Raw genomic sequence first — 26,543 nt, forward strand, 5'->3', positions numbered from 1 at the left:
TGCGCCGCGCACTCGACAGCGACGGAAATCCTGTGATCACCACATCGGGCCTCACGAAGGTCTACTCATCCCGTGGCCGCGAGGTCACCGCCCTGGACGGCGTCGACCTGCACGTCCGCCAGGGCGAGGTCTACGGAGTCATCGGCCAGAGCGGCGCCGGAAAGTCCTCCCTGATCCGCTGCGTGAACCTGCTGGAGCGCCCCACCACCGGCACGGTGTCCGTCGACGGCGTCGACCTCACGGCCCTCGCCGGCCGCGGGCGGCGCGCCGGCAAGGAACTCCGCGAGGCCCGCAGCCGCATCGGCATGGTCTTCCAGCACTTCAACCTGCTGTCCTCGCGCACCGTCCAGGGCAACATCGAACTTCCCCTGGAGATCCTCGGGGTCTCCGGCCGCGAGCGCTCCCGCAAGGCCGCCGAACTGCTCGACCTCGTCGGCCTCGCCGACAAGGCCAAGTCCTACCCCGGCCAGCTCTCCGGCGGCCAGAAGCAGCGCGTCGGCATCGCCCGCGCCCTGGCCGGCGACCCCAAGGTGCTGCTCTCCGACGAGGCCACCAGCGCCCTGGACCCCGAGACCACCCGCCAGATCCTCCAGCTGCTGCGCGACCTCAACCGCCAGCTGGGCCTGACGGTCCTGCTCATCACGCACGAGATGGACGTGGTCAAGTCCGTCTGCGACTCGGCCGCCCTCATGCGGCAGGGCCGGATCGTCGAGGCCGGCACGGTCAGCGAGCTGCTCGCCACCCCCGGCTCCGAGCTCGCCCACGAACTCTTCCCGCTGACCGGGTCCGCGACCACCGCGGAGCACACGGTCATCGACGTCACCTTCCACGGCGAGACCGCGACCCAGCCGGTCATCTCCCAGCTGGCACGTACCTACAACATCGACATATCGATCCTCGGGGCCGCGATGGACACCGTCGCCGGCCGGCAGATCGGCCGCATGCGCATCGAGCTGCCCGGCCGCTACGAGGACAACGTCGTACCCGTCGGCTTCCTGCGCGAGCAGGGCCTGCAGGTGGACGTGGTGGAAGCCGACGCGGCGCCGAACGTGGACGGCGAACTCGCCGAGCTGGTCAAGGATGGTGCGAAGTGACCTGGTCCGAAATGCAGCCGCTGCTCACGCAGGGCACCTTCGACACCCTCTACATGGTGCTGTGGTCCGCCCTCGTGACCATCCTGGGCGGACTGCCCATCGGCATCCTGCTCGTCCTCACCGACAAGGGCGGCCTGCTCCAGAACCGCGCGGTCAACAAGATCCTCGGCGTGATCGTGAACATGGGCCGCTCGCTGCCCTTCATCATCCTGCTGATCTTCCTGATCCCGGTCACCACGGCGATCGTCGGCACCTTCATCGGCCCCACCGCCATGATCGTCCCGCTCGCCATCGGCGCCATCCCCTTCTTCGCCCGGCTCGTCGAGACCGCCGTCCGCGAGGTGGACCACGGCCTGATCGAAGCCGTCGAGTCCATGGGCGGCGGCATCCCGACCCTGGTCGGCAAGGTGCTCCTCCCGCAGGCGCTGCCCTCGCTGATCGCCGCCGTCACCACCACGGTGATCACCCTGATCGGCTACTCGGCCATGGCCGGCGCGGTCGGCGGCGAAGGCCTCGGTTCCAAGGCCATCACGTACGGCTTCCAGCGCTTCGAGACCGGCTTCATGATCGCCACCGTCGTGGTGCTGATCGTGCTCGTCACGGTGATCCAGCTCATCGGCGACGGCGTGGTACGCCTCCTCGCCCGGCGCGGTCGGACAGCCTGAACCGGGCCCGAGCCGGACATCCCCCAACTTTTCCCCAGAAAGCCCGCACTTGTCGTGCTTGGGCCGTCATCCGTACAGCAAGACGCAAGAAAGGCACTCTTCGTGCGCAAGAACATCAAGCTCACCGCCCTCGCCGCCACGGTCTCCGCGCTCGCCCTCGGACTCACCGCCTGCGGCAGCTCCTCGGACCCGTCCTCCACCAAGGCCGACGGCGGCAAGACCGACGAGAGCAAGCCCCTGGTCGTCGCGGCCTCCCCCTCCCCGCACGCCGACATCCTGAAGTTCGTACAGGACAAGCTGGCGGCCAAGGAGGGCCTCAAGCTGGAGGTGAAGGAGTTCACGGACTACGTCCTGCCGAACACCGCCACCCAGCAGGGCCAGGTCGACGCCAACTACTTCCAGCACGTGCCCTACCTCGACGACTTCAACAAGAAGAACGGCACCGACATCGTGCCCGTCGTGAACGTGCACCTGGAGCCCCTGGGCCTGTACTCCAAGAAGGACAAGGCCCTCACCGACATCAAGGCCGGCCAGACCATCGCCGTCCCCAACGACCCCACCAACGAGGGCCGCGCGCTCCAGCTGCTCGCCGCGAACAACCTCATCACCCTCAAGGAGGGTGTCGGCACCGCCGCCAAGCTGTCCGACATCACCGACAAGAAGGGCCTGGAGTTCAAGGAGCTGGAGGCCGCCACGGTCCCGCGCGCCCTGAACGACGTGGACGCCGCCGTCATCAACGGCAACTACGCCATCGAGGCCAAGCTCGTCCCGGCCAAGGACGCGCTCGTCCTGGAGAAGGCCGAGGGCAACCCGTACGCCAACATCCTCGCGGTCAAGAAGGGCAACGAGAACGACCCCCGGGTCCAGAAGCTCGCCAAGCTCCTGAACTCCCCCGAGGTCAAGAAGTTCATCGACGAGAAGTACCAGGGCTCGGTCATCCCGGCCTTCGGCAAGCCGGCCGCCTGATCCGGCCCGCGGCACCCCGGCCGGCCCCCACCGGCCGGACCCGGCAACCGGCCCCGTACGCCCCACCGGTGTACGGGGCCGGGCGCTGCCCGCTTCCGGGCAGCCCGGCCCTGCACATCACCAGGCCGATGCTGCATGCTGTGGCCTACGACCCGCGGCTGCGGACCGGCCACCCCCGGGTGAACGGACCCGCACCACGGTCGCCTCGCACCACGGTCGCACCACGGTCTCAGGCTTGGAGCTGCGCATGACTACCACCTTCCCGGACGTCACCATCAGCACGGACCGGCTGGTGCTGCGCCCCTTCGAGGAAGAGGACGTCACCGCGCTCGCCGAGATGATGAACGACGAACACATCACCGCCTGGACCTCCGTCCCGCACCCCTACACCTACGCCGACGCGGTCACCTGGGCCACCAAGACCGCCCACGCCGAACGCACCCAGGGCCGCGGCATCGTCTTCGCCGTCACCGAGTTCCTCACCCAGCGGCTGGTCGGCATCGTCCACCTCCAGGACACCGACTGGCGGACCCGCGCCACCGAGGTCGGCTACGTCACCGCCCCCTGGGCCCGCGGCGAGGGCTACGCCAGCGAGTCCGTCCGCGCCGTGGCCCGCTGGCTCTTCACCGACCAGGGCTTCGAACGCCTCGAACTGCGCACCGCGGCCGACAACACGGCCTCCCAGCAAGTGGCCCAGAAGACCGGTTGCATCAGTGAAGGCGTCCTGCGCAACGCCTGCATAGTGCGCACCCAGAACGCCGACGGCTCCTGGTCCGACACCCGCAGCGACCTCATCGTCTGGGGCCTGGTCCCCGAGGATCTCGACGAGGACGCCGACGGTTACGCCGACGAGTACGGGGACGGCTACGGGGACGGATACTCCGACGGCTACTCCGTGGGCTACGCGGACCCCCGGGACGAGACCCGGGGCGGCCACCGGGTCCCGCACGCACGGGCGAACGACGCGAACGGCTACGCCCTGTTCTCGGACCGGAACTGACCGGACGACCGGGTAGTCTCACCAAGCCCGACCCCCTCGACGAAGCTTCGCCCCGCACCGGCCACCGCCGGGCGGGGCCCGCTCCCACACCAGGAGACTGACGACGATGGCCGACCGGGTCACGGTGATCGGCTGGGACGGTTCCCCCCTGACCGCGGCAGCCCGGTCCGCGCTCTCCGCCGCCACCCTGGTGGCCGGCGCCGCCCACCACCTCGCACTCCCCGAAATCCCGCCCACCGCCGAACAGGTGCGCCTGGGCAGCCTGTCCCTCGCCGCCCGCCGGATCGCCGGCCACCGCGGCACCGCCGTCGTCCTCGCCGACGGGGACCCCGGCTTCTTCGGCGTCGTACGGGCCCTGCGCGCCCCCGAACACGGCCTGGAGGTGGAGGTCGTACCGGCCGTCTCCGCCGTCGCCGCCGCCTTCGCCCGCGCCGGGATGCCCTGGGACGACGCCCAGGTCGTCGTCGCCCACAGCCGCACCCTGCGCCGCGCCGTCAACGTCTGCCGCGCCCACCCCAAGGTCGCCGTCATCACCTCGCCCGGCGCCGGCCCCGCCGAACTCGCCCTGCTGCTCGAAGGCGTCCACCGCACCTTCGTCATCTGCGAGGAACTCGGCACCGACAAGGAACAGGTCACGGTCCTCACCTCCGACAAGGCCGCCGACCACAGCTGGCGCGACCCCAACGTCGTCATCGTCATCGGCGGCACGGGACCGGCCGCGACCGCCGCCGAACCGGCCTGGCTGCTGGGCCGCAGCGCACCCCCGGCCGCCGGACGGGGCTGGGCCCGCCCGCAGATCGACGTGGGGGAGGGCGAGTCCACGCACCTGCGCGCCGCCCAGCTCGCCCGGCTCGGCCCGCGCACCGGCGACCTCGTCTGGGACATCGGTTCCGGCTCCGGAGCCCTCGCCGTGGACGCGGCCGCCCTCGGCGCCGCCGTCATCGCCGTCGACGCCGACCGGCACGCTTGCGAACGCACAAATGCCGCCGCCCGCGCCCGCGGTGTGCAGCTCCAGGTCGTCAACGGCCGCGCCCCGCACGTACTCGAAACCCTGCCCGAACCCGACGTCGTCCGGGTCGGCGGCGGCGGAGCCCAGGTCGTCGCCGCCGTCGCCGACCGGCGCCCCGAACGGATCGTCAGCCACGCCTCCACGCGCGACGAGGCCGAGGCCATCGGCCGGGTCCTGACCGAGGGCGGGTACACCGTCGAGTGCGCGCTGCTCCAGTCCGTGGCCCTGGACACCCGGACCTGGACCGAACAACGCCGCTCCGTGGTGTTCCTGCTGGCCGCCGAACGCCCCGTTCACCGCCCCGACCGACCCTAGCCACGAGGCCGGGGTAGGCTGGCCGATCGTCACACCGCCCGGACGATTCGGGCACACGGCTCCGACCGGACGCGCGACGTGGCGCAGTCCACAGAGGACCGTGCCGGTTATGGCCGCCGCGGTGGCGAACGGGCAGGACAATACTTACTGGTTGTCGTGCGGTCGTACGTGAGGCCTCGTGGGCGACCGGGCAGTCGAAGAGGCAACACCGATGGGCGAGGGGTACGCATGACTGACACCGGCCAGGTTCCGGGCGAGGGTCTCCCGGACAGCACGGGCATGGTGGATCAGCAGGGCGTCCCCGCCCCGGTTCCCCTGTCTTCCCCGGCGACCGGGAGCTACGCCTTCCAGGACCTCGTGGACAACCCGGCCGAGCCGGAGGACGAGGAACTGCTGCTGATGCCGAGCAGCCAGGGCGCGTGGAGCGACCCCCAGGTCGTCCCGCCGGTGCCCGCCTTCCCCGAGTTCCCCGAGCCCTCCGCGTACGCGGACGCCCCGTACGCGGACGGCCCCTACGCCGATTTCGCGGGCACCCCGGAGTACCAGCAGCCCCACCCGGCCCAGCAGCCCGTTCCCGGGGCGCCCCTCGGCTACGAGAACGCCGGCTACCCGCAGCAGTCCTTCGACGGGCAGCCCTTCGACGGGCAGTCCTTCGCGGAGCAGCCGTCCTTCACCGACGCCTCCTACGCGGACGCCTCCTACGGAGCCGGCGCGCACGAGGCCGGCGGCCGGGACTCCGGTGCGCTGGACCTCGGCGGCCTCGTGGCCCCGCAGCCGCAGCCGCTGTCCGCCTCCCAGCCCCCGTCCCAGCCCCTGGCCGCCCCCGTCGCGGCGGCCCCGGTGCGCCGGCCGCTGCACATGGGCCCGCCCGTGCCCGAGGCCACCGGCGGAGTCGTACGGTCCCTCGCGGACCGGGGTCCGGCCGCGGCGCCGGCGCCCGCGCAGGCTCCGGCTCCGGCTCCGGCTCAGTCGGCGGCGGTCGAGCCCGACGCCGTCCCGGTCGCCGCCGCGCCCTCCCCGGTCTCCGAGCCCGTGGCCCCTGCCCCCGCCCCGGACCTGAGCACCCCGGCGATGCCCGTACCCGTGCGGCAGTCCGGCCCGCCGACCACGGGACCCGAGTACCTGGACTTCACGCAGGCCGGGGCCGCCGCCGAGGCGGAGCACGTGCCGGGCCCGGCGCAGCAGCCGGTCGAGATCCCGGTGCAGGCCGGGACTCCGTGGACCGTGGAGCCGGCCGCCGAGGCCGCGCCCGCCCCGGAGGCCGCCTCCGAGCCGGTGGCGGAGCCGGTCGCGGAGCCCGCCGCCGCGCCCGTCGCGGAGCCCGTCGCCTTCGCCGAGCCCCAGCCCGTCTTCGTACAGGAGCCCGAGCTGCAATCCGTGCCGGTCGCGGAGCCGGTGCCCGCCGCCGCTCCCGTGGCCGCCGCCGAGCCCGTGCTCGTGGAGCCGGCGCCGGAGGCCGTCGCCGAGCCCGCCGCCTTCGCGGAGCCCGAGGCCGCCGTCGTACCGGAACCCGAGCCCCTTGCCGCTCCCGCGGCCGAGACCGAGCCCGCGGCCCCCGTCGCCGCCGAGGTGGAGCCCGAGCCGGCCGTGGTGGCCGAGCCCGAGCCGCAGCCCGCAGAAACGGTGGTCCAGGCCGAGGAGCCGGAGCCCCTGCCCGAGCCCGCCGCCGCGGATGCCGTGGCCGCCGTGCCCGCCGAGCCCGAGCCGGCCGCCGCCGTGCTGACCGACGTACCGCTGGAAGCCGGACAGGCCCCCGAGGCCGGCACCGGGCCGGAGACCGAGCCCGAGGACGAGCCCGAGGCCCCGGTCACCGAGGCGGCCCCCGGATACGCCGACGCCGAGCGCGAGGCCGTCCTGCGCGTCATGCGCGAGCGCCGCGACATCCGCAAGGGCTTCCGCCGCGACCCCATCCCGCACGAGGTGCTGCTGCGCGTCCTGGAGGCGGCCCACACCGCGCCCAGCGTCGGGCACTCGCAGCCGTGGGACTTCGTCGTCATCAAGTCCGCCGAGACCCGCCGGACCATGCACGAGCTCGCCGAGCGCCAGCGCGAGGCCTACGCGAAGTCGCTGCCCAAGGGCCGCGCCAAGCAGTTCAAGGAACTCAAGATCGAGGCCATCCTCGACACCCCGGTGAACATCGTGGTCACCGCCGACCCCACCCGTGGCGGCCGCCACACCCTGGGCCGGCACACCCAGCCGCAGATGGCCCCGTACTCCTCGGCCCTCGCCGTGGAGAACCTGTGGCTCGCGGCGCGCGCCGAGGGCCTCGGGGTCGGCTGGGTCAGCTTCTTCGACGAGCGCGAGATGGTCCGCGCGCTCGGTCTCCCGGAGCACCTGGAGGTCGTCGCGTACCTGTGCGTCGGGTACGTGGACGAGTTCCCCGACGAGCCCGAGCTCGCGCAGGCCGGCTGGTCGCAGCGCCGGCCCCTCTCCTGGGTCGTGCACGAGGAGACGTACGGGCGCCGCGCGCTGCCCGGCGAGGAGCCGCACGACCTGCTCTCCGAGACGGTCGCCAGCATCCGCCCGCTCGACGCGAAGGCGCTCGGCGAGGCGTGGGAGCGGCAGAAGCGCATGACCAAGCCCGCCGGGGCCCTGGGCATGCTCGAAATCATCTCCGCCCAGCTGTCGGGCCTGTCGCGGGTCTGCCCGCCGCCGATCCCGGAGCCCGCCGCCGTCGCGATCTTCGCGGGCGACCACGGCGTGCACGCGCAGGGGGTCACCCCGTGGCCCCAGGAGGTCACCCTGCAGATGGTGGCCAACTTCCTGGGCGGCGGCGCGGTGTGCAACGCCTTCGCCAACCAGGTGGGCGCCGAGGTCTGCGTGATCGACGTCGGCGTCGCCGGCGAGCTCCCGGCCACGCCGGGTCTGCTCCCGCGCAAGGTCCGCGCGGGCACGGCCGACCTGTCGGTCGGCCCGGCGATGACCCGCGAGGAGGCCGTCGCGGCCATCGAGGTGGGCATCGAGACGGCCCGCGACCTGGTCGCGGCGGGCAACAAGGCGCTCCTCACGGGAGAGATGGGCATCGCCAACACCACGGTGTCGGCGGCGCTGATCTCGGTCTTCACCGGGGTGGACCCGGGTGAGGTCACCGGTCGGGGCACGGGCATCAACGACGAGACGCACGCCCGCAAGGTCGAGGTCGTGCGGCGCGCGCTGGAGCTCCACCAGCCCGACCCGGCGGACCCGATCGGCGTCCTGGCGGCGATCGGCGGCCTGGAGCACGCGGCGATCGTGGGCCTCCTCCTCGGCGGAGCCTCCCTGCGGACCCCGGTGATCCTGGACGGCGTCAGCGCCGGCGCGGCCGCCCTGGTGGCCCGCGCGATCGCTCCGGAGTCGCTGTCCGCGTGCATCGCGGGCCACCGCAGCGCGGAGCCGGGCCACGTGGCGGCCCTGAACAAGCTGGGCCTGCGCCCGCTGGTCGACCTGGACCTGCGCCTCGGCGAGGGCACGGGGGCGCTGCTGGCACTGCCGCTGGTGCAGAGCGCTGCGCGGGCCATGCACGAGGTGGCTACGTTCGACTCGGCGGGTGTCACGGAGAAGTAGCTCGCCGGCTGCGGGGGGCCGGCGCCGGGGCCGGGGTTGAGTGTCGTCCGGGACTCATGATTTATGGCGCCCTGTGCCGCGCTGCGTCCCGGACGGCCTTGTTTTCGCGCCAACACATCACGTTTTACGTCCCGGACGACACCCCACCCCGGCCCCGACACCGGCCTTGCTGCCGGACCAATTCAGCCTCGCCGGCGTTTGAGGCGCGGGGGTCCGGGGGCGGAGCCCCCGAAGGGGTCCGGGGCGGAGCCCCGGTTTCGGGAAGGGGCGGGGTGGGGAAAGCCCCGCAGGGCCCCCGCTGAGCCCGTCGGCCCGTCAGCCTCATTCCCGCCTCAAGAGCGAGCCCCGTACGGTCCGGGGATCATGGGGCATGCCCCGTGGCCAGGGGCGGAGCCCAGAGGTGGGTCGGGTCACCGCCCGGCCAGGGCAACGGCCCCCGAGGCGACCACCGCGCAGGTGGGTCGTATCGTGGACCCCGGACGGGCCACCGCACGTCACCGCCCGATCAGCCGCTCCAGCGACGCAGCGGCCCGCCGTCACCGCCGCATCAGGAGCCGCAACCGCCATGGGACACCCCGCCTACCCCGTCGGACTCCGTCTCACGGGCCGCCGCGTCGTCGTGATCGGCGGTGGCCAGGTCGCCCAGCGCCGGCTGCCCTCGCTCATCGCGGCCGGCGCCGACATCGTCCTGATCTCCCCCTCCGCGACCCCCTCCGTGGACGCCATGGCGGAGACGGGCGAGATCCGCTGGGAGCGCCGCCGCTACGAGGACGGCGACCTGGCCGGTGCCTGGTACGCCCTGGTCGCCACCCGGGACCGGGCCGCCAACGACACCGCCTCCGCCGAAGCCGAGCGCGAGCGCGTCTGGTGCGTCCGTGCCGACGACGCCGAGGCCGCGAGCGCCTGGACCCCGGCCACCGGACGGGTGGAGGGCGTCACCGTCGCCGTGCTGAGCGGCAACGACCCCCGCCGCTCCGCCGCCGTCCGCGACGCGGTCGTCGAGGGGCTGAGGGACGGCTCGCTGACCGCCGCCCGCCCGCACACCCCGGGCGTGGCCCTGGTCGGCGGAGGACCCGGCGATCCGGACCTGATCACGGTCCGCGGCCGGCGGCTGCTCGCCGAGGCCGACGTGGTCATCGCCGACCGGCTCGGCCCCCGCGGCCTCCTCGACGAGCTCCCTCCGCACGTCGAGGTCATCGACGCGGCGAAGATCCCGTACGGCCGTTTCATGGCCCAGGAGGCCATCAACGACGCGCTCATCACGCACGCCAAGGCCGGCAAGGCCGTGGTCCGGCTCAAGGGCGGGGACCCGTACGTCTTCGGCCGCGGCATGGAGGAGCTCCAGGCGCTCGCCGAGGCGGGGATCCCCTGCACCGTCGTGCCCGGCATCTCCAGCTCGATCTCGGTGCCCGGCGCGGCCGGCATCCCGGTCACCCACCGGGGCGTGGCCCACGAGTTCACCGTGGTCAGCGGGCACGTCGGTCCCGACGACCCGCGCTCGCTGGTGGACTGGGCCTCGCTGGCCAAGCTCACCGGCACCCTGGTCATCCTGATGGGCGTCGACAAGATCGGCCTGATCGCCGAGGCGCTGGTGCGCCACGGCCGCCCCGCCGACACCGCCGTCGCCGTCATCCAGGAGGGCACCACCGCCTCCCAGCGCCGGGTGGACGCCACCCTGGCGACGGTCGGCGAGACCGTCAAGGCGCAGGAGGTCCGGCCGCCCGCCGTCATCGTGATCGGCGACGTGGTGAAGGTCCACCGGCCCGAGGCCGGCTGACACCCCGGCAATCCCGCAACCCCGCAGAGCCGTTGGCACCGCACCCAGGACAAGGCAGTATCACCCTGTGGCTGATCTCATCACCGTCGAGGACCCCGACGACCCGCGCCTGCGCGACTACACGGGCCTGACCGACGTAGAACTCCGGCGCCGGCGCGAGCCCGCGGAAGGTCTCTTCATCGCCGAGGGCGAGAAGGTGATCAGACGCGCCAAGGACGCCGGGTACGAGATGCGCTCGATGCTGCTCTCCGCGAAGTGGGTCGACGTCATGCGTGACGTCATCGACGAGCTCCCGGCCCCGGTCTACGCCGTCAGCCCCGAGCTCGCCGAACGCGTCACCGGCTACCACGTGCACCGCGGCGCCCTCGCCTCCATGCAGCGCAAGCCGCTGCCCACGGCCGAGGACCTGCTCGCCACCACCCGGCGCGTGGTCATCATGGAAGCGGTGAACGACCACACCAACATCGGCGCCATCTTCCGCAGCGCGGCCGCCCTCGGCATGGACGCGGTCCTGCTCTCGCCCGACTGCGCGGACCCGCTGTACCGGCGCTCCGTCAAGGTCTCGATGGGCGCCGTGTTCTCCGTCCCGTACGCCCGGCTGGAGGCCTGGCCCAAGGGCCTGGACTCGGTCCGCGAGGCGGGCTTCAAGCTGCTCGCCCTCACCCCGCACCAGAAGGCCTCGCCGATCGACGTGGCCGCCCCGCAGTCGCTGGAGCGGGTCGCGCTGATGCTGGGGGCGGAGGGGGACGGGCTGTCGACCCAGGCGCTGGTCGCCGCCGACGAGTGGGTGCGGATCCCCATGGCGGCCGGGGTGGACTCGCTGAACGTGGGCGCGGCCGCGGCCGTCGCCTTCTACGCGGTGGCGAGCGGCCGCCCGTAGTACCCCCGGAAAGCACGGGGGAGTCAAAACACCGGAGCCCCGCCTGGCGGCGGGGCTCCGGTGTTTCTAGAGCTTCTGGGCGAGTGCGATGCCCAGGGCCACGAGCAGCGTCACGACGACGAAGACGATCAGGCGCTGGCGCATCAGCCGGGGATCCGGCCGTGACGGCCGGCGCCCCGTGCCCGTCGTACGGGGAGCGGGACGGCCGCCCGTACGCCCGGCCGTGGAGCCGGGTCCCCGCGAGCCGGTGCCCCGGGGCGAGGAGGGCCGCGAGTCCGGCCCGCCGCGCGGCCCCTGACCCTTGGTCTGCGGCTTCACCTGGCCCGCGCCGGTTCCGTTGCCCGGACGTCCCGGGACGGGAGTGCCGGCGCCACGGCGCTCCGTGCGCTGCTCGGCGTACCCCGCGGCGTCCTCGACGTAGCCCTCCGGCAGACGCCCCGTCGGCCGCTCGGCCACCCGCGCCCGCTGGGCCGGCGGGCGGCTGTCGCCCATTCCGTGCGCCTCGCGGGCCGCGATCTCCTTGAGCCGCATCGACAGCTGGAGGGTGGTCGGCCGCTCGTCGGGGTCCTTCGCCAGGCAGGCCCGTACGAGGGGTGCGAGCGCGTCCGGAACACCCTGCAGGTGCGCCTCCTCGTGCACCACCCGGTACAGCATGACCTCGGAACTGCCGTGCCCGAAGGGCGAGTCGGCGGTGGCCGCGTAGGCGAGGGTGGCGCCGAGGGAGAAGACGTCGGTGGCGGGGGTGACGGCGGCGCCGCGCACCTGCTCGGGTGCCAGGAAGCCGGGGGAGCCGACGGCCGTGCCCACATGGGTGAGGGTGCTGGCGCCGGTGGCCCAGGCGATCCCGAAGTCGATGATGCGCGGGCCCTTGGGCGACAGCAGGATGTTCGAGGGCTTGAGGTCGCGGTGGACCACCCCGGCCTCGTGCACGGCGACGAGTCCCTCGGAGAGCGCGGCGCCGATCGCGGCGATGGCCGCGGCCGTCAGGGGGCCTTCCTCGGCCACCTTGTCGTGCAGGGACGGGCCGGGCACGTACTGCGTGGCGAACCAGGGGCGCTCCGCCTCCAGGTCCGCGGCGACCAGGCGCGCGGTGCACCCGCCGCGGATCCGCCGGGCGGCGGAGACCTCGCGCGCGAAGCGCGAGCGGAACTCCTGGTCCTCGGCCAGGTCCGGCCGGATCACCTTGAGCGCGACGCGCTGTCCGCGCCGGTCGGAGCCCAGATAGACGACGCCCATGCCGCCGGCGCCGAGGCGCCGGTGCAGCCTGAACGAGCCGACGACACGCGGGTCCTCGCGCCGGAGCCGCATCATCGCCATGTCCACCCCGCTGACCGGTCGTCCTGTTGACGTGGCACAGCTTACGGACCATCCGGCATGCGCGCTCAGAGGCCGCGCCCTCGCCGGGGGATTCGATTGTCAGTACGGGGCAGTCCACTTGGGGATGCGCCGGACCACCGGTAGGACGCATGTGCGGAGCGGGGCGTCCCGGCCAAGCAGAGCCGGAACCAAGGGAATTGGGCTCAGGGACGGGGCATCGGGGGAGCGGTGGCCGGCGGGACGCCCGGGCCCGTCCGGTTGATCTTGGGACTGCCTGGTCGGCGGCCGGGCGTGTGCGCTGAGTGACGGAAGTGAGAGAAGTCACCACGCTCCGGTCATCCCCTCCGGGAAGACCCTCAGAGCGGGCGGCGGGTCTCCACCCAGGGGAGTACGCGCGAGGTGCACTCCTCATCCTCCTGGAGGCCAGGCAATGGGTACGAAGGCATGAGGCCAGGAGCCTTCGCCGCGCCTAGTGTTGAAGCAAGCGGCGGGTGGAGAACACTCGTCCCCCGAGGTCACAAACCCGCCGCTGCCAAACGACAGGGAGAGGACCATGGCGGACATCGCACGGCAGGGACGCAAGGCATTCGCGTTCAACAGCCATGAGTCCGGCCGTCGCCACCCACTGGTGGCCGCGGCCATGGTGCTCCCCCTGGCCGCCCTCCTGCTCTTCCTCTTCGGAGGCTTCGACCAGGTGGTGGCACAGGCGTCGTCCGTAAGCGTGATGCTGGGGCGCTGAGCGGCGCCCCGGGCCCAGGAGAGCGGCCTGGGCCGGGACTGTCACCGGCCGAACCCCGTGGGGACGGGGGAGCGGTCGACGGACGGCAGGTGAAGGGTGCTGCGCGTACGGCTGGGGAGCCGGACGCGCAGCACCCTTTTTCATGCCCGCACCACCCCTCCGGGCGCAGGCCCGCACCGTCCGGCGGTACCCCCACTGCCGCCCGGCCCCGTGCTGCGTACCCTCGTCCCGAGGAGCACCCGCCGGGGGTGCGGAGCGCGGGGAGAGCCGGGGCGTGGTTCCGCTGGAGCGAGTGAGCGCGGCCGAGCTCGCCGCGTACGCCGGTGCGGCGCAGTACGTACTCCTCGCGGACCGGGACGACGGCACCGTGGTCCGCTGCGGGGACGTCGTGGCCAAAGCGCACGCGGGCGACAGCGATCCCGAGGCCCTGGCCGTACGGATCCGCGTGGCCGGGGACCCGGCGCTGGCCGGGGTGCTGCTGCCCCCGCTGCGCACCGGGCTCGGCCTGGTCGGCTCCCGGCCCGTGTCCCTGTGGCCCTACGGTGCTCCGGTCGCTCCGGACCGCCCCGAGGAGGCCCCCTGGGAGCCGGCCGCCGAGCTGCTGGCCGCCCTCCACCGGACCCCGCTCCACCACCTCCCGTACCCGCTGCCCCCGATGCGCGGCCCCGCGAAACTCGCCCGCGCCCTCCAGCGCCTCGACGCGGCGCACCCGCCCGCGGCCCCGGTCGCCGCGGAGCGCGCCGCGCCGGGTCGCCCCGCGCCCGCGCCCGTGCTCGCGGGCACGGAAGCCGGGGGCCCGAGCGGCGCGCCGCGAAGCCACCCGGCCGGGGACGCGGCCCAGGGCCATGCCCACGCCCCCGGGCCGGACCCGGCCGGGGCGGCCTCCGGCCGCTCCCGCCGCGCCGTCGTGACCATCCCCGCCGGGCAGACGCTCCCGGGCGGGCCGTCGGGCGTGGACGCGGACGCCGCGGAGCTGGCAGGGCTGGTGCGGGCCGCCGCGGCCACGCTGCCCGCCTGGGTACGGGGCGAGGGGCCGCCGCCGTCCGGCGGGGCGCTCTGCCACGGCGACCTGCACCTGGGCCAGCTGGTCCGGAGCCCCGCCGGAGGCTGGCGGCTGATCGACGTGGACGATCTGGGACTGGGCACGCCCGCCTGGGACCTCGCCCGCCCGGCCGCCTGGTACGCGGCCGGGCTGCTGGACACCGGGACCTGGCTGCGCTTCCTCGACGCCTACCGCGCCGCCGGCGGCCCCGCGGCCGGCGAGCCCGGCAGCGACCCCTGGCCGGAACTCGATCTCGCGGCCCGCGCGCTCACCGTGCAGACGGCCGCGCTGGCGCTCGCCAAGGCCGCCCGCGAGCGGCGCCGACTCGACGACGTGGAGCGGCTGATGGTGGAGGCCTGTGCCCGAATTGCCTCCCTCCCGCCCGACTTGGAGCCGAACGCTCCGTCGTAGGGTGAGCCCCACGCCACCGGGTACGCATCCGGTGTCGACGCGAACGGCGAGGAGTTGATCCGGTCATGCAGTGTCCGAAGTGTCACGCGATGATGCACACGTACAACCGCAACGGTGTCCAGATAGAGCAGTGCAGCGGCTGCCGCGGCATCTTCCTCGACTACGGCGAGCTGGAGGCGCTGACCCGCCTGGAGTCCCAGTACACCTCCCAGTACGGCCAGGTCCCGCCCCCGGCGGCCCCGCCCGCCCCGGCCCCTGCCGGGTACCCGCAGCAGCACGCCGCCCCCGCGCCCGCCTGGGGCGCCCCGCAGCACGGCGGCTACGGCCACGGCCACGGGCACGGCCACCGCAAGGGCGGCTTCGGCCGGATGCTCTTCTCCTCCTGAGCCCGGGGGTGGGGCGGGCCCGGAACCGACCGGCGCCCGCCCGCCTTTCCCCGTATACGGCCGCGGGGGACCGCACACGCGAAAGCCCCGGCCGTGGGAACGGCCGGGGCTTTTCGTACGTCTGGTGCGCGATACTGGGATTGAACCAGTGACCTCTTCCGTGTCAGGGAAGCGCTCTCCCGCTGAGCTAATCGCGCGGGACCACATGCGCGGTGCGAGCACCGCAGGTGGCAGGTATGAAGCTTACTGCGTGCGCGATACTGGGATTGAACCAGTGACCTCTTCCGTGTCAGGGAAGCGCTCTCCCGCTGAGCTAATCGCGCGGGGATCCTTGCGGACCAGTGGACGATACTGGGATTGAACCAGTGACCTCTTCCGTGTCAGGGAAGCGCTCTCCCGCTGAGCTAATCGTCCTTGGAGGTGGAGACGGGATTTGAACCCGTGTAGACGGCTTTGCAGGCCGTTGCCTCGCCTCTCGGCCACTCCACCATGGAGCAAGAAGGGGGGTTCTCGGGAAGATGATCCCCCACCTCAGAGCGGACGACGAGACTCGAACTCGCGACATCCACCTTGGCAAGGTGGTGCTCTACCAACTGAGCTACGTCCGCAGGTCACCGTGTTCGCTCCGGGGTTTTGCCCCTTCGCTCCCTGGCGACGTGTTGAACTCTAGCGGATTCCCGGGCCAGCTCAAAAACGCGTTTCCGCAGCGTGCTGCCGCCCGATCACCGCCGGTCACCCGGCAGACGCCTCACCGGCGCCCGGGCGTCACCGGTCATAGACTCGCAGCCGTGCACGACCTGCCTCCCCTCGCCCGCTTCGGCGGCCTCCTCGCGACCGACCTCCGAGATGTCACCAGTGATCCTGCTGCCCTCGACTCCGCCGGCTTCTGGGCGGTGACGGCCGATTTCGAAGGCCGTCTCGTCTGCGCGCGCTTCGGGGACATACGCCCCGACCCGGTGCCGGCCCCCGTTCCCGGGGCCTGGCGCGGCCCCGACGCCGACGCGTGGAGCTCCTCCCTCGGCCGCGCCGCGTACACCGCGGGCGTCCGCCGCATCCGCGAGCACATCGAGGCGGGGGAGGTCTACCAGGCCAACCTCTGCCGCGTGATGTCCGCGCCGCTTCCCGATCCGGCGGGAGCCGATGTGGACGCCCTGACCGCACTGCTCGCGCGCGGCAATCCGGCCCCGTACGCAGGAACGATTCGGCTTCCGGCCCACGGCGTCGAGATCGCCACCGCGTCCCCCGAGCTCTATCTGCGCCGCTCCGGACGCCACGTCGAGTCCGGCCCGATCAAGGGCACCGGCCGCACCGCCGCCGATCTGCTGCCCAAGGACCACGCCGAGAACGTGATGATCGTGGACCTCGTGCGCAACGACCTCGGACGGGTCTGCGCCACCGGCTCGGTGACCGTCCCCGAGCTGTGCGCGCTCGAAGAGCACCCGGGCCTGGTCCACCTCGTCTCCACCGTCGCCGGGGACCTCGCCGACGGCGCCGGCTGGCCCGAGCTGCTCGCCGCGACCTTCCCGCCCGGCTCCGTCACCGGAGCCCCCAAATCCTCGGCCCTGCGGATCATCGAGGCCCTGGAGACCGCCCCGCGCGGCCCCTACTGCGGGGGCATCGGGTGGGTCGATGCCGACCGGGGCACGGCCGAGCTCGCCGTCGGCATCCGTACCTTCTGGATCGACCGCACGGCCGCCGGCGGACCCCGGCTGCTCTTCGGCACCGGCGCCGGGATCACCTGGGGGTCCGACCCCGACCGCGAGTGGGCGGAGACCGAGCTGAAGGCCGCGCGGCTGCTGCGGGTAGCGTCGGGAGCCGTCGAGGCGAACGCGACCGGCGCGAAGGGTGCGACCGGCGGATGAGCTCGGCCGGCAGGACTAGCTCGACTAGCTCGGCGGGCACGACGGGCTCGAGGGGCTCGACGGACATGCAGACGAACGAAAGCGGGAGGACCGTACGGTGAGGATCTGGCTCGACGGAGCACTGCGGGACGCCGACGAAGCGAAGGTGTCCGTGTTCGACCACGGCCTCACCGTCGGCGACGGGGTCTTCGAGACGCTCAAGGCGGAACGCGGGACGACCTTCGCGCTCACCCGGCACCTGGAGCGGCTGACCCGCTCCGCCCGGGGGCTCGGCCTGCCGGACCCGGACCTGGACGAGGTGCGCCGCGCCTGCGCCGCCGTACTGGAGGCCAACCCGCTGCCGCTCGGCCGGCTGCGCGTCACCTACACCGGGGGCGTCTCCCCGCTGGGCTCCGACCGGGGCGAGGCCGGCCCGACGCTGATCGTCGCGCTGGCCGGGGCCACCCGCCGCCCCGACACCACCGCCGTGGTCACCGTGCCGTGGGTCCGCAACGAACGCTCCGCCGTGGCCGGCCTGAAGACCACCTCGTACGCCGAGAACGTGGTCGCGCTCGCCGCCGCCCACCGGGCCGGCGCCTCCGAGGCGCTGTTCGCCAACACCGTCGGCCGGCTCTGCGAGGGCACCGGCTCCAACGTGTTCGTGGTCCTCGACGGACAGCTGCACACCCCGCCCGTGGCCTCCGGCTGCCTCGGCGGCATCACCCGGGCCCTCGTCGCCGACTGGTGCGGGGCCAAGGAGACGGATCTGCCGTTCGAGGCGCTGGAGCAGGCGGAGGAGGTCTTCCTGACCTCCTCCCTGCGCGACGTCCAGGCCGTCGTACGGATCGACGGGCGCGAGCTCGCCCCGGCCCCCGGCCCCGTCACCGCCGAGGCCATGCGGATCTTCGACGCCCGCTCCGCCGAGGACGCCGACCCCCGCTCCTGACCGGGGCCGGCGCATATCCCCTGTGCTTCGGGCCGCGGGGCGGGTAGAACTCGACTGATGACCACCACCCTGCGGCCGAGCGGGCCGCTTCAGCAGAGCACCGGCGGGGCGCGCTCGCGCCCGTACGAGATCCGCGTCAACAGCAGGCGCGTCGGCGCCCTGCTGCTCGCCGCCGACACTCCCTTCGGGCCGACGGTCGCCGAGATCCGCGAACTCGCCGTCGAGGAGCCCGACCGCCGGCGCGGCCGCGCCACGGTCGCCGCGCTCGCCGCCGAGGAGGTGCTGCGGGGCTGGGGCTGCCGCCGGATCCGGGTCTCGGTCCCGGCCGGCTCGGCGGGCGGCCTGCGGCTCGCGGCCGCCCTCGGGTACGCCGAGTACAGCCGCAACATGGCCAAGGACCTCCCGGCCGAGCCGCCCGCCCTGTCCGAGGGGGTGGCGGGCCGTCCGATGACGGAGCCCGAGTTCGCAGCCTGGCTCGCGGAGGCGCTGGAGAGCTACGCGCAGGACTGGGTCAGCCGCGGCATGCCGGCCGAGGCCGCGCGGGCGAAGTCGGTGAGCGACCACACGTCCATGCTGCCGCTGGGCCTGGCCACCCCGGGCGTCAGCTTCTCCGTGCTGGAGGCGGCGGGCGTCCCCGTGGGCACCGTATGGGTCGCACCGAACGGCGGGGACTCGTACGTCTACGACGTCGCGGTCGCCGAGGAACACCGCGGCCGCGGCCACGGCCGGGACCTGATGCTCCTGGCGGAGCGCACCGCGCTGGCCGCCGGCCACCGGGTGCTCGCGCTGCACGTCTTCACCGACAACGTCCCGGCCCTGAGGCTCTACGAGTCCCTCGGCTACCGGACGACCGACTTCAACTACGCCAAGGACCTGATCTAGGCCGTCTCGCCGTTTAGGCGGTCTCGGCGAGCAGCCGGTCGGCGATCTCCTCGATGCGCTCGCGCAGGCCGTCCTGGCTCTTGCCGCCGTCGAGGCGCAGGCCGTCGATCACGTAGGTCGGGGTGCCGGTCACGCCGATCGCCTTGCCCTCGGCCTGGTCGGCGTCCACGATCAGGATGTGCCGGCCGTCGATGAGAGCGGTGTCGAACTCCTCGGCGTCCAGGCCCAGTTCACGCGCGACCTCGACGAGCACCGGTTCGCCGGCCTTGCCGAGTTCCGCGGTGCGGGCGAGGACGGCCTCCACGTAGGGCCAGCCCTGCCCCTGCTCGGCGGCCTCCTCCGCGGCCTGCGCGGCGGCGAAGGAGTGCTTGTGCTTCTCCAGCGGGAAGTGGCGCAGCCGGATGTCCAGCCGGTCGCCGTAGCGGGCCCGCAGGGCGCGCACGTCGTCCAGAGCGCTGTGGCAGTCCGGGCACTGAAGTTCGCACCAGACGTCGAGGATCACGGAATCGGTCATGCGGACAGTCTCCCAGCCCGCCGGGACGGGCGCGGACCGGGACCTCGGGAGGAGACGGAACCCCGAGATGTCCCCGATATCCGCCCGTGGGGGGCTCCGGCCGTGGCCAGGGCGAGGGTCACCGGTGCAGGATGGATGGGGACAGAACGCCCGGCCCGCCGGCCGGGTCCGCTGCGGCCGCTGTGGCCGTCCCGCCCCTGGAGGCCCCGCATGCTCGCCGAGACCATCTGCTCCGCGGTGTCCGCGGCGGGCCTGGGCATCGCCGCGCTGACCGCCTACCGCAAGCGTTTCCTCGCGGCCACGCGGATCGCGGCGTACTCGCTGGTGCCCGTCGGCCTGGTGATGACGGGCGTCGTGGCGTGGGCCACCGGGATCGTCTTCAAGCCGACCGTCTGGGCCGGGTTCGCCGTGCTGGGGCTGGCCTGGCTGCTCTTCGTGACCACCCGCGCGATAGAGCGGCGCTCCGTGGGCGCGGGGGAGGGAGAGGGGAAGCAGAAGCGCCCGAAGGCCGCCAAGGGACGCCCGGCCCAGGATGCCGTCGCCCCGGCCGCCTCCGCACCCTCCCTGGGTGACGGTGGCCGTCCGCGGCCGAACCAGGCCGCCGCCCCCGCCGAGGACTTCTCCGACATCGAGGCGATCCTCAAGAAGCACGGCATTTGACGGGATCCGGTGAACTCGCGGTTCCGTCTGGCGTGTTGAGCGGCGCGTGCGGGCCCGCTGGGCCATCATCGCCCCGACATGCTCGACACATCACCGGGTGAGCCCGCCGTTCCCGCGCCGGCCACCGTCCCCGTCGCCGAGGAGCCGAGAGGCTGCCTCTTCGCGCTCTCCCAGCCGCCCCTGATGATCTTCCTAGCCGTGATCGGCTGTCTGCTGCTGCTCGCCGCCGTGCATGATCTCTTCCTGCTCTGAGCCGGGCTCCGTGCCCAGGTCGCTCCCCAGCTCCGATTTGCGCCGGGCCCGGTACGCCGCCACGTGCAGCCGGTTCCCGCAGGTACGGCTGTCGCAGTAGCGCCGGGAGCGGTTGCGGGACAGGTCGACGAAGGCCCGCCGGCAGTCCGGGGCCTCGCAGCGGCGCAGCCGCTCCTGCTCGCCGGAGACCACGATGAAGGCCAGCGCCATGCCGCCGTCGGCCGCCAGGTGGTCGCCCACCGAGGCGCCCGGGGCGAAGTAGTGCACGTGCCAGTCGTAACCGTCGTGGTTCGTCAGCTGCGGGGTGGTCCCGGCCGTCGCGACCAGCTCGTTGATCAGTACCGAGGCCGCGCGCGACGTGGGCGCCGCGAAGATCTGGGCGAACTTGCCGCGCACCGTGCGGACGCCGGCGAGGTCGCGGGCGCTGAGCTCGCCGACGTCGCTGATCGCGTAGTCGTGGACGAAGCCGCGCAGGGCGTTCACGTCCGCCAGCCCGTCGGGTTGCTCCGTCTCGGCCGAGGTGTTCACCAGCGCGACGACGACGTCGAGCGCGCGACGGGTGTCGTGGGGGATCTGCACGGGGTCTCCCTGAAGGGCGGGCCTGCGGTGACGGTCTGCTGCCGCCGCTGGTGGCCGACTCTAGCGGGTCGCCCCCACAGCGCACCGGCGCCGTCCGCGCGGGTGGCTCCCGCGTGAACAGCGCCGGCACTTCGGTATGTGGTTGTCCGCCGTGCACCGTCGCCCCGAGTCGGACGGTGTCGTACGGCCCCCGGACTCAGCCGGGGGAGGGTTCCCTCTGTAGGCCTGGCTCAGGACTCGGCCAGGATGTGGGAGAGCTCCTTGTCGAGGTCGAAGTGCCGGTGTTCGGTCCCGGGTGGGACCGCGGCGTCCGTCCGCTTGAGGAACGACTCCAGTGCTCGGGCGGGTGCTTCGAGCAGTGCTTCTCCCTCCGGTGAGCTCAGGGCGATGCAGACGACCCCCTGACCGTGACTGCGGGACGGCCAGACACGGACGTCGCCGGTACCGGTGGGCCGGTGAAGGCCCTCGGCGAGGAGGTCGCGGGCGAATACCCATTCGACCGTCTCCTCGGCGCCGGTGTGGAAGGTGGCGTGCACGGCGTAGGGATCGGCCGTGTCATACCGCAGGCCCGCGGGAACAGGCAGTGAGGACTCGCTCGACACAACGAGGCGCAGGTGCAGCTCGCAGCTGACCGTGGTGTTCATAAGCGCCAGGGCCTTTCGCTCAGTGTGCGCTCGGGGATTCGCACGTCGGCGAAATCGACATGCCACCTACGGTGCCGTTGTAAACCCCTCTGACCGTTTTGCGGACCTCTGGGTCCCTCGGACGGCGGATCCAAACGACCATTCACGTGTGCTGGGACCTCCGGTAGATTCGACCCCATGAACACGGGGAGTGACCGCGAGACCAACGAGTCCGCCAACGAGTCCACCGCTGCCGAAGAAGAGCCGAAGATCCATCACGTCTCCAAGGCGCCGGACTTCATCAAGGCCCGCCGGAGCCTGCACCTGAGCTGGCAGGTCGGCGTCTTCGTCGTCGGCCTCGCCGTCGTCGGCGCCGGCATCGCGATGCTGGTGCTGCCCGGACCGGGCTGGGTGGCGATCTTCGCTGGCCTCGCGATCTGGGCCACCGAATTCGCCTGGGCCCACCTCGCGCTGCGCTGGACCAAGCGCAAGGTCAGCGAGGCCGCCCAGAAGGCCCTGGACCCGAAGGTCCGCCGCCGCAACATCATCCTGACCAGCGTGGGGCTCGTGATCGCGGGCGCCCTGACCGGCTTCTACCTGTGGAAGTACGGGCTCGTGCTGCCCTGGAACCTCAAGGACCAGTGAGCCCGCCCGGCCATGGCGGAGAGCGCCGCTGACATGCGGTAATGTTTGCGGTGCGTCCGGGCGATTAGCTCAGTGGGAGAGCACTTCGTTCACACCGAAGGGGTCACTGGTTCGAACCCAGTATCGCCCACCCGGACCAGAGGCCCGGAGACTTCACAGTCTCCGGGCCTCTGGCGTTTTCCCCCGTCCGGCCCATGGTCCCCACCCGTCCGGCCCCGGCGCCGGGGTGCGGACGCCAGGGCCGGTCGGCGGGGCCGGACGGGTGGGTCCGGCGGCGGGCTACTTCAGCCGCCCGATCGCCTCCCGCAGTCGGCGGGCGTCGCGCAGCCGCTTCTCGTAGGTGGCCCCCACCGCCAGCAGCAGCACCCCCGCCAGGGCCGGCGGCAGCCAGCGCGGCAGCGCGTCCACGACCTGCACGACGTACGGGGTCAGCTCGTGCACCGCCACCGCCGCCAGCGTCGCCCCGCCCAGCAGCAGCGGCGCCCGGAGCCGGCCGCGGGCACCGGCCAGGGTCACCCCGAGCGCGGCCGTTCCCAGCAGCAGCGGCCGCAGCCAGTGCGGATCGCCCCACACCGCGAGGGTGCTCGGCAGCAGGGTCGCCGCCAGCCCCGGCCCGTACGCGGCCCAGGACCCGGTGAGCGGATCACGGCGCCGCCGCAGGAAGCCCACGGCCAGCGCCGCCGCCGTCACCGGCAGGGTGTACGCCTCGGGCACCGTCACCGCCGAGGCCGCCAGCCGGACCCACGTCGCCGCGAGGAACAGCGCCCCGGCCGGCCAGCCCGCCGCCGACCGGCGCTCGGGCCGTACCGCCGCCGCCGCGCACACCACCCCGGCCAGGGCCAGGACCAGCGCCAGCACGGGAGCGTCCCCGGTGGCCAGGGCCACCGCGAGGAGACCCGCCGCGGCCGCCGCGGCCTCCGCCGGGACCCGTACGGAGCCCAGCCGCGGCCCGAGCGCCGCCACCGCCGCCGGGACCACCAGCACCGCCGGCGCCCACCAGGCCACCGGCCGCTCCAGCAGTGCGCCCAGCGCCACCGCGAGCAGCGCGGCGTACCCGACGGCGAGCGCCGCAGCGGCCGCGCGGGCCCACACCGGCGCGGCCCGGTACGCCGCTCCCGCCGCGCACGCGGCCCCCAGCAGGCCGAAAACCGCGAAGGTGGCCAGCCGGCCGTCCAGGGCCGCCACGGACAGGTTCAGGGCCCCTGCCAGGGCGCACGCCCCGGCGGCGACCCCCGCGAGGCCGCGACCGGCGAGGGCGGGTGCGGGTGCGGGGGCGGGTGCGGAGTCCGCCGGGCCGTCGCCGGCCGGCCCCGCCGGGGAGCGCAGGGCGAGCGCCCCCGCCGCCAGCGTCACCGCGAGCTGGGCGGCGAAGACCGCGCCCGGGGCCGCGTCGAGCGTCAGGGGGGCGGTGAACAGCGCCGCCCAGCCCAGGACCACCGCGGCCACCCCCGGCTCGTTGCGCCCGGGGAGCACCCGGACCAGCCACCACGCGGCCCCGGCCGTCAGCAGCAGGGCCACCAGCGGGGCAAGCTCGGAGCTGTTCGCCACCGGAGCGGGGGTGGTCACCGACCAGACCTCCTCCAGCACCCGCAGCCGGCCCACCAGCACCGTGGCCACCCACACCGCGGCGAGCGCCGCCTGCAGGACGGCCACCCCCGCACCGGCCAGCGCGAGCCCGCGCCGGACCGGCTCCGGGAGCGCGGAGAGCCGTAGGGCGCCCAGCAGGGGCAGGGCCGCCGCGAGGTACACGACCGCCGCCCAGGACGGGCTCAGCTCCGGCCGGAACGGGCCGCCCAGCGCCGCCACCGCCGCGAGGGCGCCGGCCGCCGCGCACGCGGCCCGCAGGACCGGGGCGCGCCACGCCGCCACCAGAGCGAGCCCGGCCGCCGCCACCAGCCGCACCGAGGGACCCAGCGCCTCGCCCGCCGACTCCGCGGCCGCGGACTGCGCCAGGGCCGTCAGCAGCGCCGCCCCGCCCATCACCGATCCGGCCGCCCCCGCCCAGCGGGACCGGGGCCCGGGCCGCAGCAGCGCGAGCCCGGCGTCCAGCGCGGCGGTGCCCAGCAGGGCCCAGGCCATGTCCAGCCCCGCCGACCCGGCGGCCAGCGCCGCCAGCGGCAACGGGAGCTGCGCCGCCAGCAGCGCCGCCGGGACCGGGATCCGCAGCGCCGGCAGGCAGCGCCCGTACCCCGCCCACGCCGCCGCCAGCACCGCGGCCGCGCCCGCCGCGTACGCCAGGCCGTCCACCTCAGGCATGCCGACGGCGTACAGCGCGTACGCGTCCAGCACCGTCAGCAGCAGACCGACCGCGGCCACCGCCTCGGCGGTCGAGCCGAGCCCCCGGCGCAGCAGCGCCACCGGTGCGCCCAGCGCCGCCGCCGTCACCGCGGCGAGCACCGCACTGCGCCCGGCGATCCCCAGGGACCCCCAGCTGACCAGCGTGAACGCCAGGGCCGCGACCGCCAGCAGCACCGCGCCCAGCACCAGCAGCACGTTCTGCGCACCGGGACCCGAGGTCTCCGTCCCCCGCGCGGGCACCGGCGGCCGGGCCGGGGCGCCCCACGCCGGGGGCGCCTGGGCGGCCAGCAGCCAGGCGCGGCGACCGAGCAGGAAGTGGCGCCGGGCGTCGAGTTGGATCAGTTCGCGGTCGATGAGCACGAGCTCCTCGGCCGGCGGCAGCGGGTTGTCCATGGTTCGGAGTGTGGCGCCCGTCACCCCCTCGGGACATGGGTGCGCGTACTCATCTCGGGATGAGTCACGGCTGAGTTCGGGGTGAGTACCGGGTGGGCGTCCGTGCCGCGCGCGAGACTGGAGGCATGGACCGAAGCAACCCCGGTGGCCGGTGGACCCGTTACCGCTTCCGCAGCGTGTGGGACCTCGACGCCGCACCCGCCCGCGTCTACGCAGCCCTGGAGACTCCCGAGTCCTACCCCCTGTGGTGGCCCCAGATCCGCGCCGTGGCCCCCGCGGCCGGGGGCAGCGGCACGGCCTCCATCCGCTCCGTCCTCCCGTACACCCTGCGCGTGGGCGCGGCCGAACTCCTGCGGGACCCCGTGCGCGGCATCCTGGAGGTCGCCCTGCTCGGCGATCTGGAGGGCTGGGCGCGGTGGACCGTACGCGCGCGGGCCGGCGGCACGCGGGCGCTGTACGAGCAGGAGGTCGAGGTGCGCCGCCCCCTGATGCGCCTCCTCGGCCTCCCCGGGCGGCCGGTGTTCCGGCTCAACCACACCCTGATGATGCGGGCCGGACGGCGCGGGCTCGCCGCACATCTGGCCGCGCGGCCGGAAGCGGTTTGAACCAGCCGCAGGCCTTCTGTATTGTTCACACCGTTCCCGGGCGATTAGCTCAGCGGGAGAGCACTTCGTTCACACCGAAGGGGTCACTGGTTCGATCCCAGTATCGCCCACCGGGACAGGCCGGTCCGTCTGATGACGGACCGGCCTTCCGCATGTACGGGGCCCTCCGCACAGACCCTTTCCGCGCCCGCCCCTCACGCCGCCGCGGGCAGCTCCGGCCGCAGAGGCCAGTGCGGATCCACCGACTCCGGCGTGCCCTGCCGCGCGAACCACGCCTGGAGCCCCCGCGCCTGGGCCGCGTGCCACACCTGCTGGAGCGTGTGCAGCTCCGCCGGCGTCAGCCGCTCCAGCCGGCCCGCGAACCTGCGCCCCACGGCCCGTACGAGCTCCAGGGAGGCCAGCGCGTCCGCGCCCGCGTCATGGGCCCCCTCCAGCTCTATCCCGTAGTGCGCGCACAGGTCCGTGAGCGTGCGGCGGCCCTTGCGGTAGCGGTCCAGGTGCTTGTCGAGCACCCGGGGATCCAGCACCGTCAGCGGCCGGTTGTCCAGGTACCGGGCCAGCGAGGACGCCCGGTGGCGGCGCAACTCCCGGTCCAGCAAGGTCAGATCGAACGGGGCGTTCATCACCACCACCGGCCGCCCCGCCATCTGCTGCTCCCCGAGCGCGCGGGCTATCTCCTCCACCACCGGCGCGGGCCACCGGCCGTTGCGCTGGAGGTGGTCATCGGTCAGACCGTGCACTTCCGTGGCCCCCGGGGGTACCGGGATGCCGGGATTGACCAGCCAGCGCGTGGAGCGGATCCGGCCGCCCGCGCACTCCTGGACGATGAGCGCGGCGGACACGATCCGGTCCCGCTCCACGTCCACCCCGGTCGTCTCCGTGTCGAATGCGGCCAGCGGGCCCTCATACCAGCGTGTCATGGCGAACTCCTCGTCACCCGTCGGCAGATGGCCCCACCCGGGCATCGCGCCCCAGGCCCACCACCCTTGCCCGAAACGGTGATACCCGGGCTCTTTGCCCCGTACGCCGTTTGCGGGACGCCGACTGCGGAGACAACTCCAGTGGGGGACCGCACACATGACCGGTCGTCAACCCCGACACCCTGACACGCACCTGACGCGGCCCCACGCGGCCGCTTCGACGGGGACAGCCCGGAAGGCA

Annotated in this window: 23 protein-coding genes and 7 tRNA genes; 19 read left to right on the forward strand and 11 right to left on the reverse strand. The window is 73.9% G+C overall.

The window, feature by feature from the left end:
* Nucleotides 1-32 precede the first annotated feature (32 nt).
* From ACWCP2_RS21000 to ACWCP2_RS21035, 8 genes are all read left to right on the forward strand, one after another.
* Nucleotides 33-1,094 carry a methionine ABC transporter ATP-binding protein gene (locus tag ACWCP2_RS21000; protein ID WP_450910104.1) on the forward strand — a complete coding sequence of 354 codons (1,062 nt, stop codon included), beginning with the start codon at nt 33-35 and terminating at the stop codon, nt 1,092-1,094.
* Nucleotides 1,091-1,759, forward strand: coding sequence for a methionine ABC transporter permease (locus ACWCP2_RS21005; protein WP_382974455.1), 669 nt, complete (start codon nt 1,091-1,093; stop codon nt 1,757-1,759). The genes ACWCP2_RS21000 and ACWCP2_RS21005 overlap by 4 nt, the downstream gene beginning before the upstream one ends.
* A 102-nt stretch (nt 1,760-1,861) precedes the next feature.
* On the forward strand, nt 1,862-2,725 hold the full coding sequence (locus ACWCP2_RS21010) for a MetQ/NlpA family ABC transporter substrate-binding protein (protein WP_450910105.1): 864 nt from the start codon (nt 1,862-1,864) through the stop codon (nt 2,723-2,725).
* 247 nt (nt 2,726-2,972) lie between these two features.
* The gene (locus ACWCP2_RS21015; RefSeq protein ID WP_450910106.1) at nt 2,973-3,725 is read left to right on the forward strand and encodes a GNAT family N-acetyltransferase; all 753 of its coding nucleotides are present in this window, start codon (nt 2,973-2,975) and stop codon (nt 3,723-3,725) included.
* Nucleotides 3,726-3,831: 106 nt separating this feature from the next.
* The gene (cbiE, locus tag ACWCP2_RS21020) at nt 3,832-5,049 is read left to right on the forward strand and encodes a precorrin-6y C5,15-methyltransferase (decarboxylating) subunit CbiE (RefSeq protein WP_450910107.1); all 1,218 of its coding nucleotides are present in this window, start codon (nt 3,832-3,834) and stop codon (nt 5,047-5,049) included.
* A gap of 228 nt (nt 5,050-5,277) precedes the next feature.
* Nucleotides 5,278-8,592: a nicotinate-nucleotide--dimethylbenzimidazole phosphoribosyltransferase gene (cobT, locus tag ACWCP2_RS21025; RefSeq protein ID WP_450910108.1), complete on the forward strand. Its 3,315-nt coding sequence runs from the start codon at nt 5,278-5,280 to the stop codon at nt 8,590-8,592.
* Nucleotides 8,593-9,157: 565 nt separating this feature from the next.
* Entirely contained in the window at nt 9,158-10,369 is a 1,212-nt protein-coding gene (gene cobA / locus ACWCP2_RS21030; protein WP_450910109.1) for a uroporphyrinogen-III C-methyltransferase, read from the forward strand.
* A gap of 67 nt (nt 10,370-10,436) precedes the next feature.
* On the forward strand, nt 10,437-11,249 hold the full coding sequence (locus tag ACWCP2_RS21035) for a TrmH family RNA methyltransferase (protein ID WP_450910110.1): 813 nt from the start codon (nt 10,437-10,439) through the stop codon (nt 11,247-11,249).
* Between the two features lie 66 nt (nt 11,250-11,315).
* Here the strand turns inward: ACWCP2_RS21035 and ACWCP2_RS21040 are convergent, their stop codons facing one another.
* Nucleotides 11,316-12,572: a protein kinase domain-containing protein gene (locus ACWCP2_RS21040; protein WP_450910111.1), complete on the reverse strand. Its 1,257-nt coding sequence runs from the start codon at nt 12,570-12,572 to the stop codon at nt 11,316-11,318.
* Between the two features lie 547 nt (nt 12,573-13,119).
* Between ACWCP2_RS21040 and ACWCP2_RS21045 the strand changes: the two genes are divergently transcribed.
* From ACWCP2_RS21045 to ACWCP2_RS21055, 3 genes are all read left to right on the forward strand, one after another.
* Nucleotides 13,120-13,305, forward strand: coding sequence for a hypothetical protein (locus tag ACWCP2_RS21045; RefSeq protein WP_266876567.1), 186 nt, complete (start codon nt 13,120-13,122; stop codon nt 13,303-13,305).
* A gap of 292 nt (nt 13,306-13,597) precedes the next feature.
* Nucleotides 13,598-14,758 carry a phosphotransferase family protein gene (locus tag ACWCP2_RS21050; RefSeq protein ID WP_450910112.1) on the forward strand — a complete coding sequence of 387 codons (1,161 nt, stop codon included), beginning with the start codon at nt 13,598-13,600 and terminating at the stop codon, nt 14,756-14,758.
* A gap of 65 nt (nt 14,759-14,823) precedes the next feature.
* The gene (locus tag ACWCP2_RS21055; protein WP_450910113.1) at nt 14,824-15,144 is read left to right on the forward strand and encodes a TFIIB-type zinc ribbon-containing protein; all 321 of its coding nucleotides are present in this window, start codon (nt 14,824-14,826) and stop codon (nt 15,142-15,144) included.
* A gap of 122 nt (nt 15,145-15,266) precedes the next feature.
* On the opposite strand, the gene ACWCP2_RS21060 is transcribed toward ACWCP2_RS21055, so the two are convergent.
* From ACWCP2_RS21060 to ACWCP2_RS21080, 5 genes are all read right to left on the reverse strand, one after another.
* Nucleotides 15,267-15,341: transfer RNA gene (locus ACWCP2_RS21060), tRNA-Val, on the reverse strand.
* 54 nt (nt 15,342-15,395) lie between these two features.
* Nucleotides 15,396-15,467: transfer RNA gene (locus ACWCP2_RS21065), tRNA-Val, on the reverse strand.
* A 19-nt stretch (nt 15,468-15,486) separates the two neighbouring features.
* A tRNA-Val gene (locus tag ACWCP2_RS21070) sits at nt 15,487-15,558 on the reverse strand.
* Nucleotide 15,559: 1 nt separating this feature from the next.
* Nucleotides 15,560-15,633: transfer RNA gene (locus tag ACWCP2_RS21075), tRNA-Cys, on the reverse strand.
* Between the two features lie 46 nt (nt 15,634-15,679).
* Nucleotides 15,680-15,752: transfer RNA gene (locus ACWCP2_RS21080), tRNA-Gly, on the reverse strand.
* A 180-nt stretch (nt 15,753-15,932) separates the two neighbouring features.
* On the opposite strand from ACWCP2_RS21080, the gene ACWCP2_RS21085 reads away from it, so the two are divergent.
* From ACWCP2_RS21085 to ACWCP2_RS21095, 3 genes are all read left to right on the forward strand, one after another.
* Complete coding sequence (locus ACWCP2_RS21085) at nt 15,933-17,006, forward strand: chorismate-binding protein (protein WP_450910114.1); 1,074 nt, start codon at nt 15,933-15,935, stop codon at nt 17,004-17,006.
* A 97-nt stretch (nt 17,007-17,103) separates the two neighbouring features.
* Nucleotides 17,104-17,931 carry an aminotransferase class IV gene (locus tag ACWCP2_RS21090; protein ID WP_450910115.1) on the forward strand — a complete coding sequence of 276 codons (828 nt, stop codon included), beginning with the start codon at nt 17,104-17,106 and terminating at the stop codon, nt 17,929-17,931.
* 57 nt (nt 17,932-17,988) lie between these two features.
* A complete protein-coding gene (locus tag ACWCP2_RS21095; RefSeq protein WP_450910116.1) occupies nt 17,989-18,813 on the forward strand; it encodes a GNAT family N-acetyltransferase in 825 nt (274 codons plus the stop codon).
* A gap of 13 nt (nt 18,814-18,826) precedes the next feature.
* Here the strand turns inward: ACWCP2_RS21095 and ACWCP2_RS21100 are convergent, their stop codons facing one another.
* Nucleotides 18,827-19,327: a DsbA family protein gene (locus tag ACWCP2_RS21100; RefSeq protein ID WP_450910117.1), complete on the reverse strand. Its 501-nt coding sequence runs from the start codon at nt 19,325-19,327 to the stop codon at nt 18,827-18,829.
* A 210-nt stretch (nt 19,328-19,537) separates the two neighbouring features.
* Here ACWCP2_RS21100 and ACWCP2_RS21105 point away from each other — a divergent pair, with 210 nt between their 5' ends.
* The gene (locus ACWCP2_RS21105; protein ID WP_450910118.1) at nt 19,538-19,987 is read left to right on the forward strand and encodes a hypothetical protein; all 450 of its coding nucleotides are present in this window, start codon (nt 19,538-19,540) and stop codon (nt 19,985-19,987) included.
* Nucleotides 19,988-20,179: 192 nt separating this feature from the next.
* Here ACWCP2_RS21105 and ACWCP2_RS21110 read toward each other — a convergent pair whose 3' ends face one another.
* Together ACWCP2_RS21110 and ACWCP2_RS21115 are read right to left on the reverse strand one after the other, a co-directional pair.
* Complete coding sequence (locus tag ACWCP2_RS21110) at nt 20,180-20,818, reverse strand: CGNR zinc finger domain-containing protein (RefSeq protein WP_450910119.1); 639 nt, start codon at nt 20,816-20,818, stop codon at nt 20,180-20,182.
* A 230-nt stretch (nt 20,819-21,048) separates the two neighbouring features.
* On the reverse strand, nt 21,049-21,462 hold the full coding sequence (locus ACWCP2_RS21115; protein ID WP_030011909.1) for an SsgA family sporulation/cell division regulator: 414 nt from the start codon (nt 21,460-21,462) through the stop codon (nt 21,049-21,051).
* 177 nt (nt 21,463-21,639) lie between these two features.
* Here ACWCP2_RS21115 and ACWCP2_RS21120 point away from each other — a divergent pair, with 177 nt between their 5' ends.
* Both ACWCP2_RS21120 and ACWCP2_RS21125 read left to right on the forward strand, forming a co-directional pair.
* A complete protein-coding gene (locus tag ACWCP2_RS21120; protein WP_450910120.1) occupies nt 21,640-22,086 on the forward strand; it encodes a TIGR02611 family protein in 447 nt (148 codons plus the stop codon).
* Between the two features lie 58 nt (nt 22,087-22,144).
* Nucleotides 22,145-22,216, forward strand: a tRNA-Val gene (locus tag ACWCP2_RS21125).
* A 149-nt stretch (nt 22,217-22,365) separates the two neighbouring features.
* Here the strand turns inward: ACWCP2_RS21125 and ACWCP2_RS21130 are convergent.
* Nucleotides 22,366-24,777, reverse strand: coding sequence for an SCO7613 C-terminal domain-containing membrane protein (locus ACWCP2_RS21130; RefSeq protein WP_450910121.1), 2,412 nt, complete (start codon nt 24,775-24,777; stop codon nt 22,366-22,368).
* Between the two features lie 125 nt (nt 24,778-24,902).
* Here ACWCP2_RS21130 and ACWCP2_RS21135 point away from each other — a divergent pair, with 125 nt between their 5' ends.
* Both ACWCP2_RS21135 and ACWCP2_RS21140 read left to right on the forward strand, forming a co-directional pair.
* Nucleotides 24,903-25,382, forward strand: coding sequence for an SRPBCC family protein (locus ACWCP2_RS21135; protein ID WP_450910122.1), 480 nt, complete (start codon nt 24,903-24,905; stop codon nt 25,380-25,382).
* 38 nt (nt 25,383-25,420) lie between these two features.
* Nucleotides 25,421-25,492, forward strand: a tRNA-Val gene (locus ACWCP2_RS21140).
* An 84-nt stretch (nt 25,493-25,576) separates the two neighbouring features.
* On the opposite strand, the gene ACWCP2_RS21145 is transcribed toward ACWCP2_RS21140, so the two are convergent.
* Complete coding sequence (locus ACWCP2_RS21145; RefSeq protein WP_450910123.1) at nt 25,577-26,302, reverse strand: exonuclease domain-containing protein; 726 nt, start codon at nt 26,300-26,302, stop codon at nt 25,577-25,579.
* Nucleotides 26,303-26,543 lie beyond the last annotated feature (241 nt).

The organism is Streptomyces sp. NPDC002104 (assembly GCF_053593795.1).

What these genes read in the sequence shown, in the direction of transcription:
- ACWCP2_RS21015 (WP_450910106.1), top strand. Translation starts at nt 2,973, where the DNA reads ATGACTACCACCTTCCCGGACGTCACCATCAGCACGGACCGGCTGGTG.
- cbiE (WP_450910107.1), top strand. Translation starts at nt 3,832, where the DNA reads ATGGCCGACCGGGTCACGGTGATCGGCTGGGACGGTTCCCCCCTGACC.
- cobT (WP_450910108.1), top strand. Translation starts at nt 5,278, where the DNA reads ATGACTGACACCGGCCAGGTTCCGGGCGAGGGTCTCCCGGACAGCACG.
- cobA (WP_450910109.1), top strand. Translation starts at nt 9,158, where the DNA reads ATGGGACACCCCGCCTACCCCGTCGGACTCCGTCTCACGGGCCGCCGC.
- ACWCP2_RS21045 (WP_266876567.1), top strand. Translation starts at nt 13,120, where the DNA reads ATGGCGGACATCGCACGGCAGGGACGCAAGGCATTCGCGTTCAACAGC.
- ACWCP2_RS21055 (WP_450910113.1), top strand. Translation starts at nt 14,824, where the DNA reads ATGCAGTGTCCGAAGTGTCACGCGATGATGCACACGTACAACCGCAAC.
- ACWCP2_RS21095 (WP_450910116.1), top strand. Translation starts at nt 17,989, where the DNA reads ATGACCACCACCCTGCGGCCGAGCGGGCCGCTTCAGCAGAGCACCGGC.
- ACWCP2_RS21100 (WP_450910117.1), bottom strand. Translation starts at nt 19,327, where the DNA reads ATGACCGATTCCGTGATCCTCGACGTCTGGTGCGAACTTCAGTGCCCG.
- ACWCP2_RS21105 (WP_450910118.1), top strand. Translation starts at nt 19,538, where the DNA reads ATGCTCGCCGAGACCATCTGCTCCGCGGTGTCCGCGGCGGGCCTGGGC.
- ACWCP2_RS21115 (WP_030011909.1), bottom strand. Translation starts at nt 21,462, where the DNA reads ATGAACACCACGGTCAGCTGCGAGCTGCACCTGCGCCTCGTTGTGTCG.
- ACWCP2_RS21120 (WP_450910120.1), top strand. Translation starts at nt 21,640, where the DNA reads ATGAACACGGGGAGTGACCGCGAGACCAACGAGTCCGCCAACGAGTCC.
- ACWCP2_RS21130 (WP_450910121.1), bottom strand. Translation starts at nt 24,777, where the DNA reads ATGGACAACCCGCTGCCGCCGGCCGAGGAGCTCGTGCTCATCGACCGC.
- ACWCP2_RS21135 (WP_450910122.1), top strand. Translation starts at nt 24,903, where the DNA reads ATGGACCGAAGCAACCCCGGTGGCCGGTGGACCCGTTACCGCTTCCGC.
- ACWCP2_RS21145 (WP_450910123.1), bottom strand. Translation starts at nt 26,302, where the DNA reads ATGACACGCTGGTATGAGGGCCCGCTGGCCGCATTCGACACGGAGACG.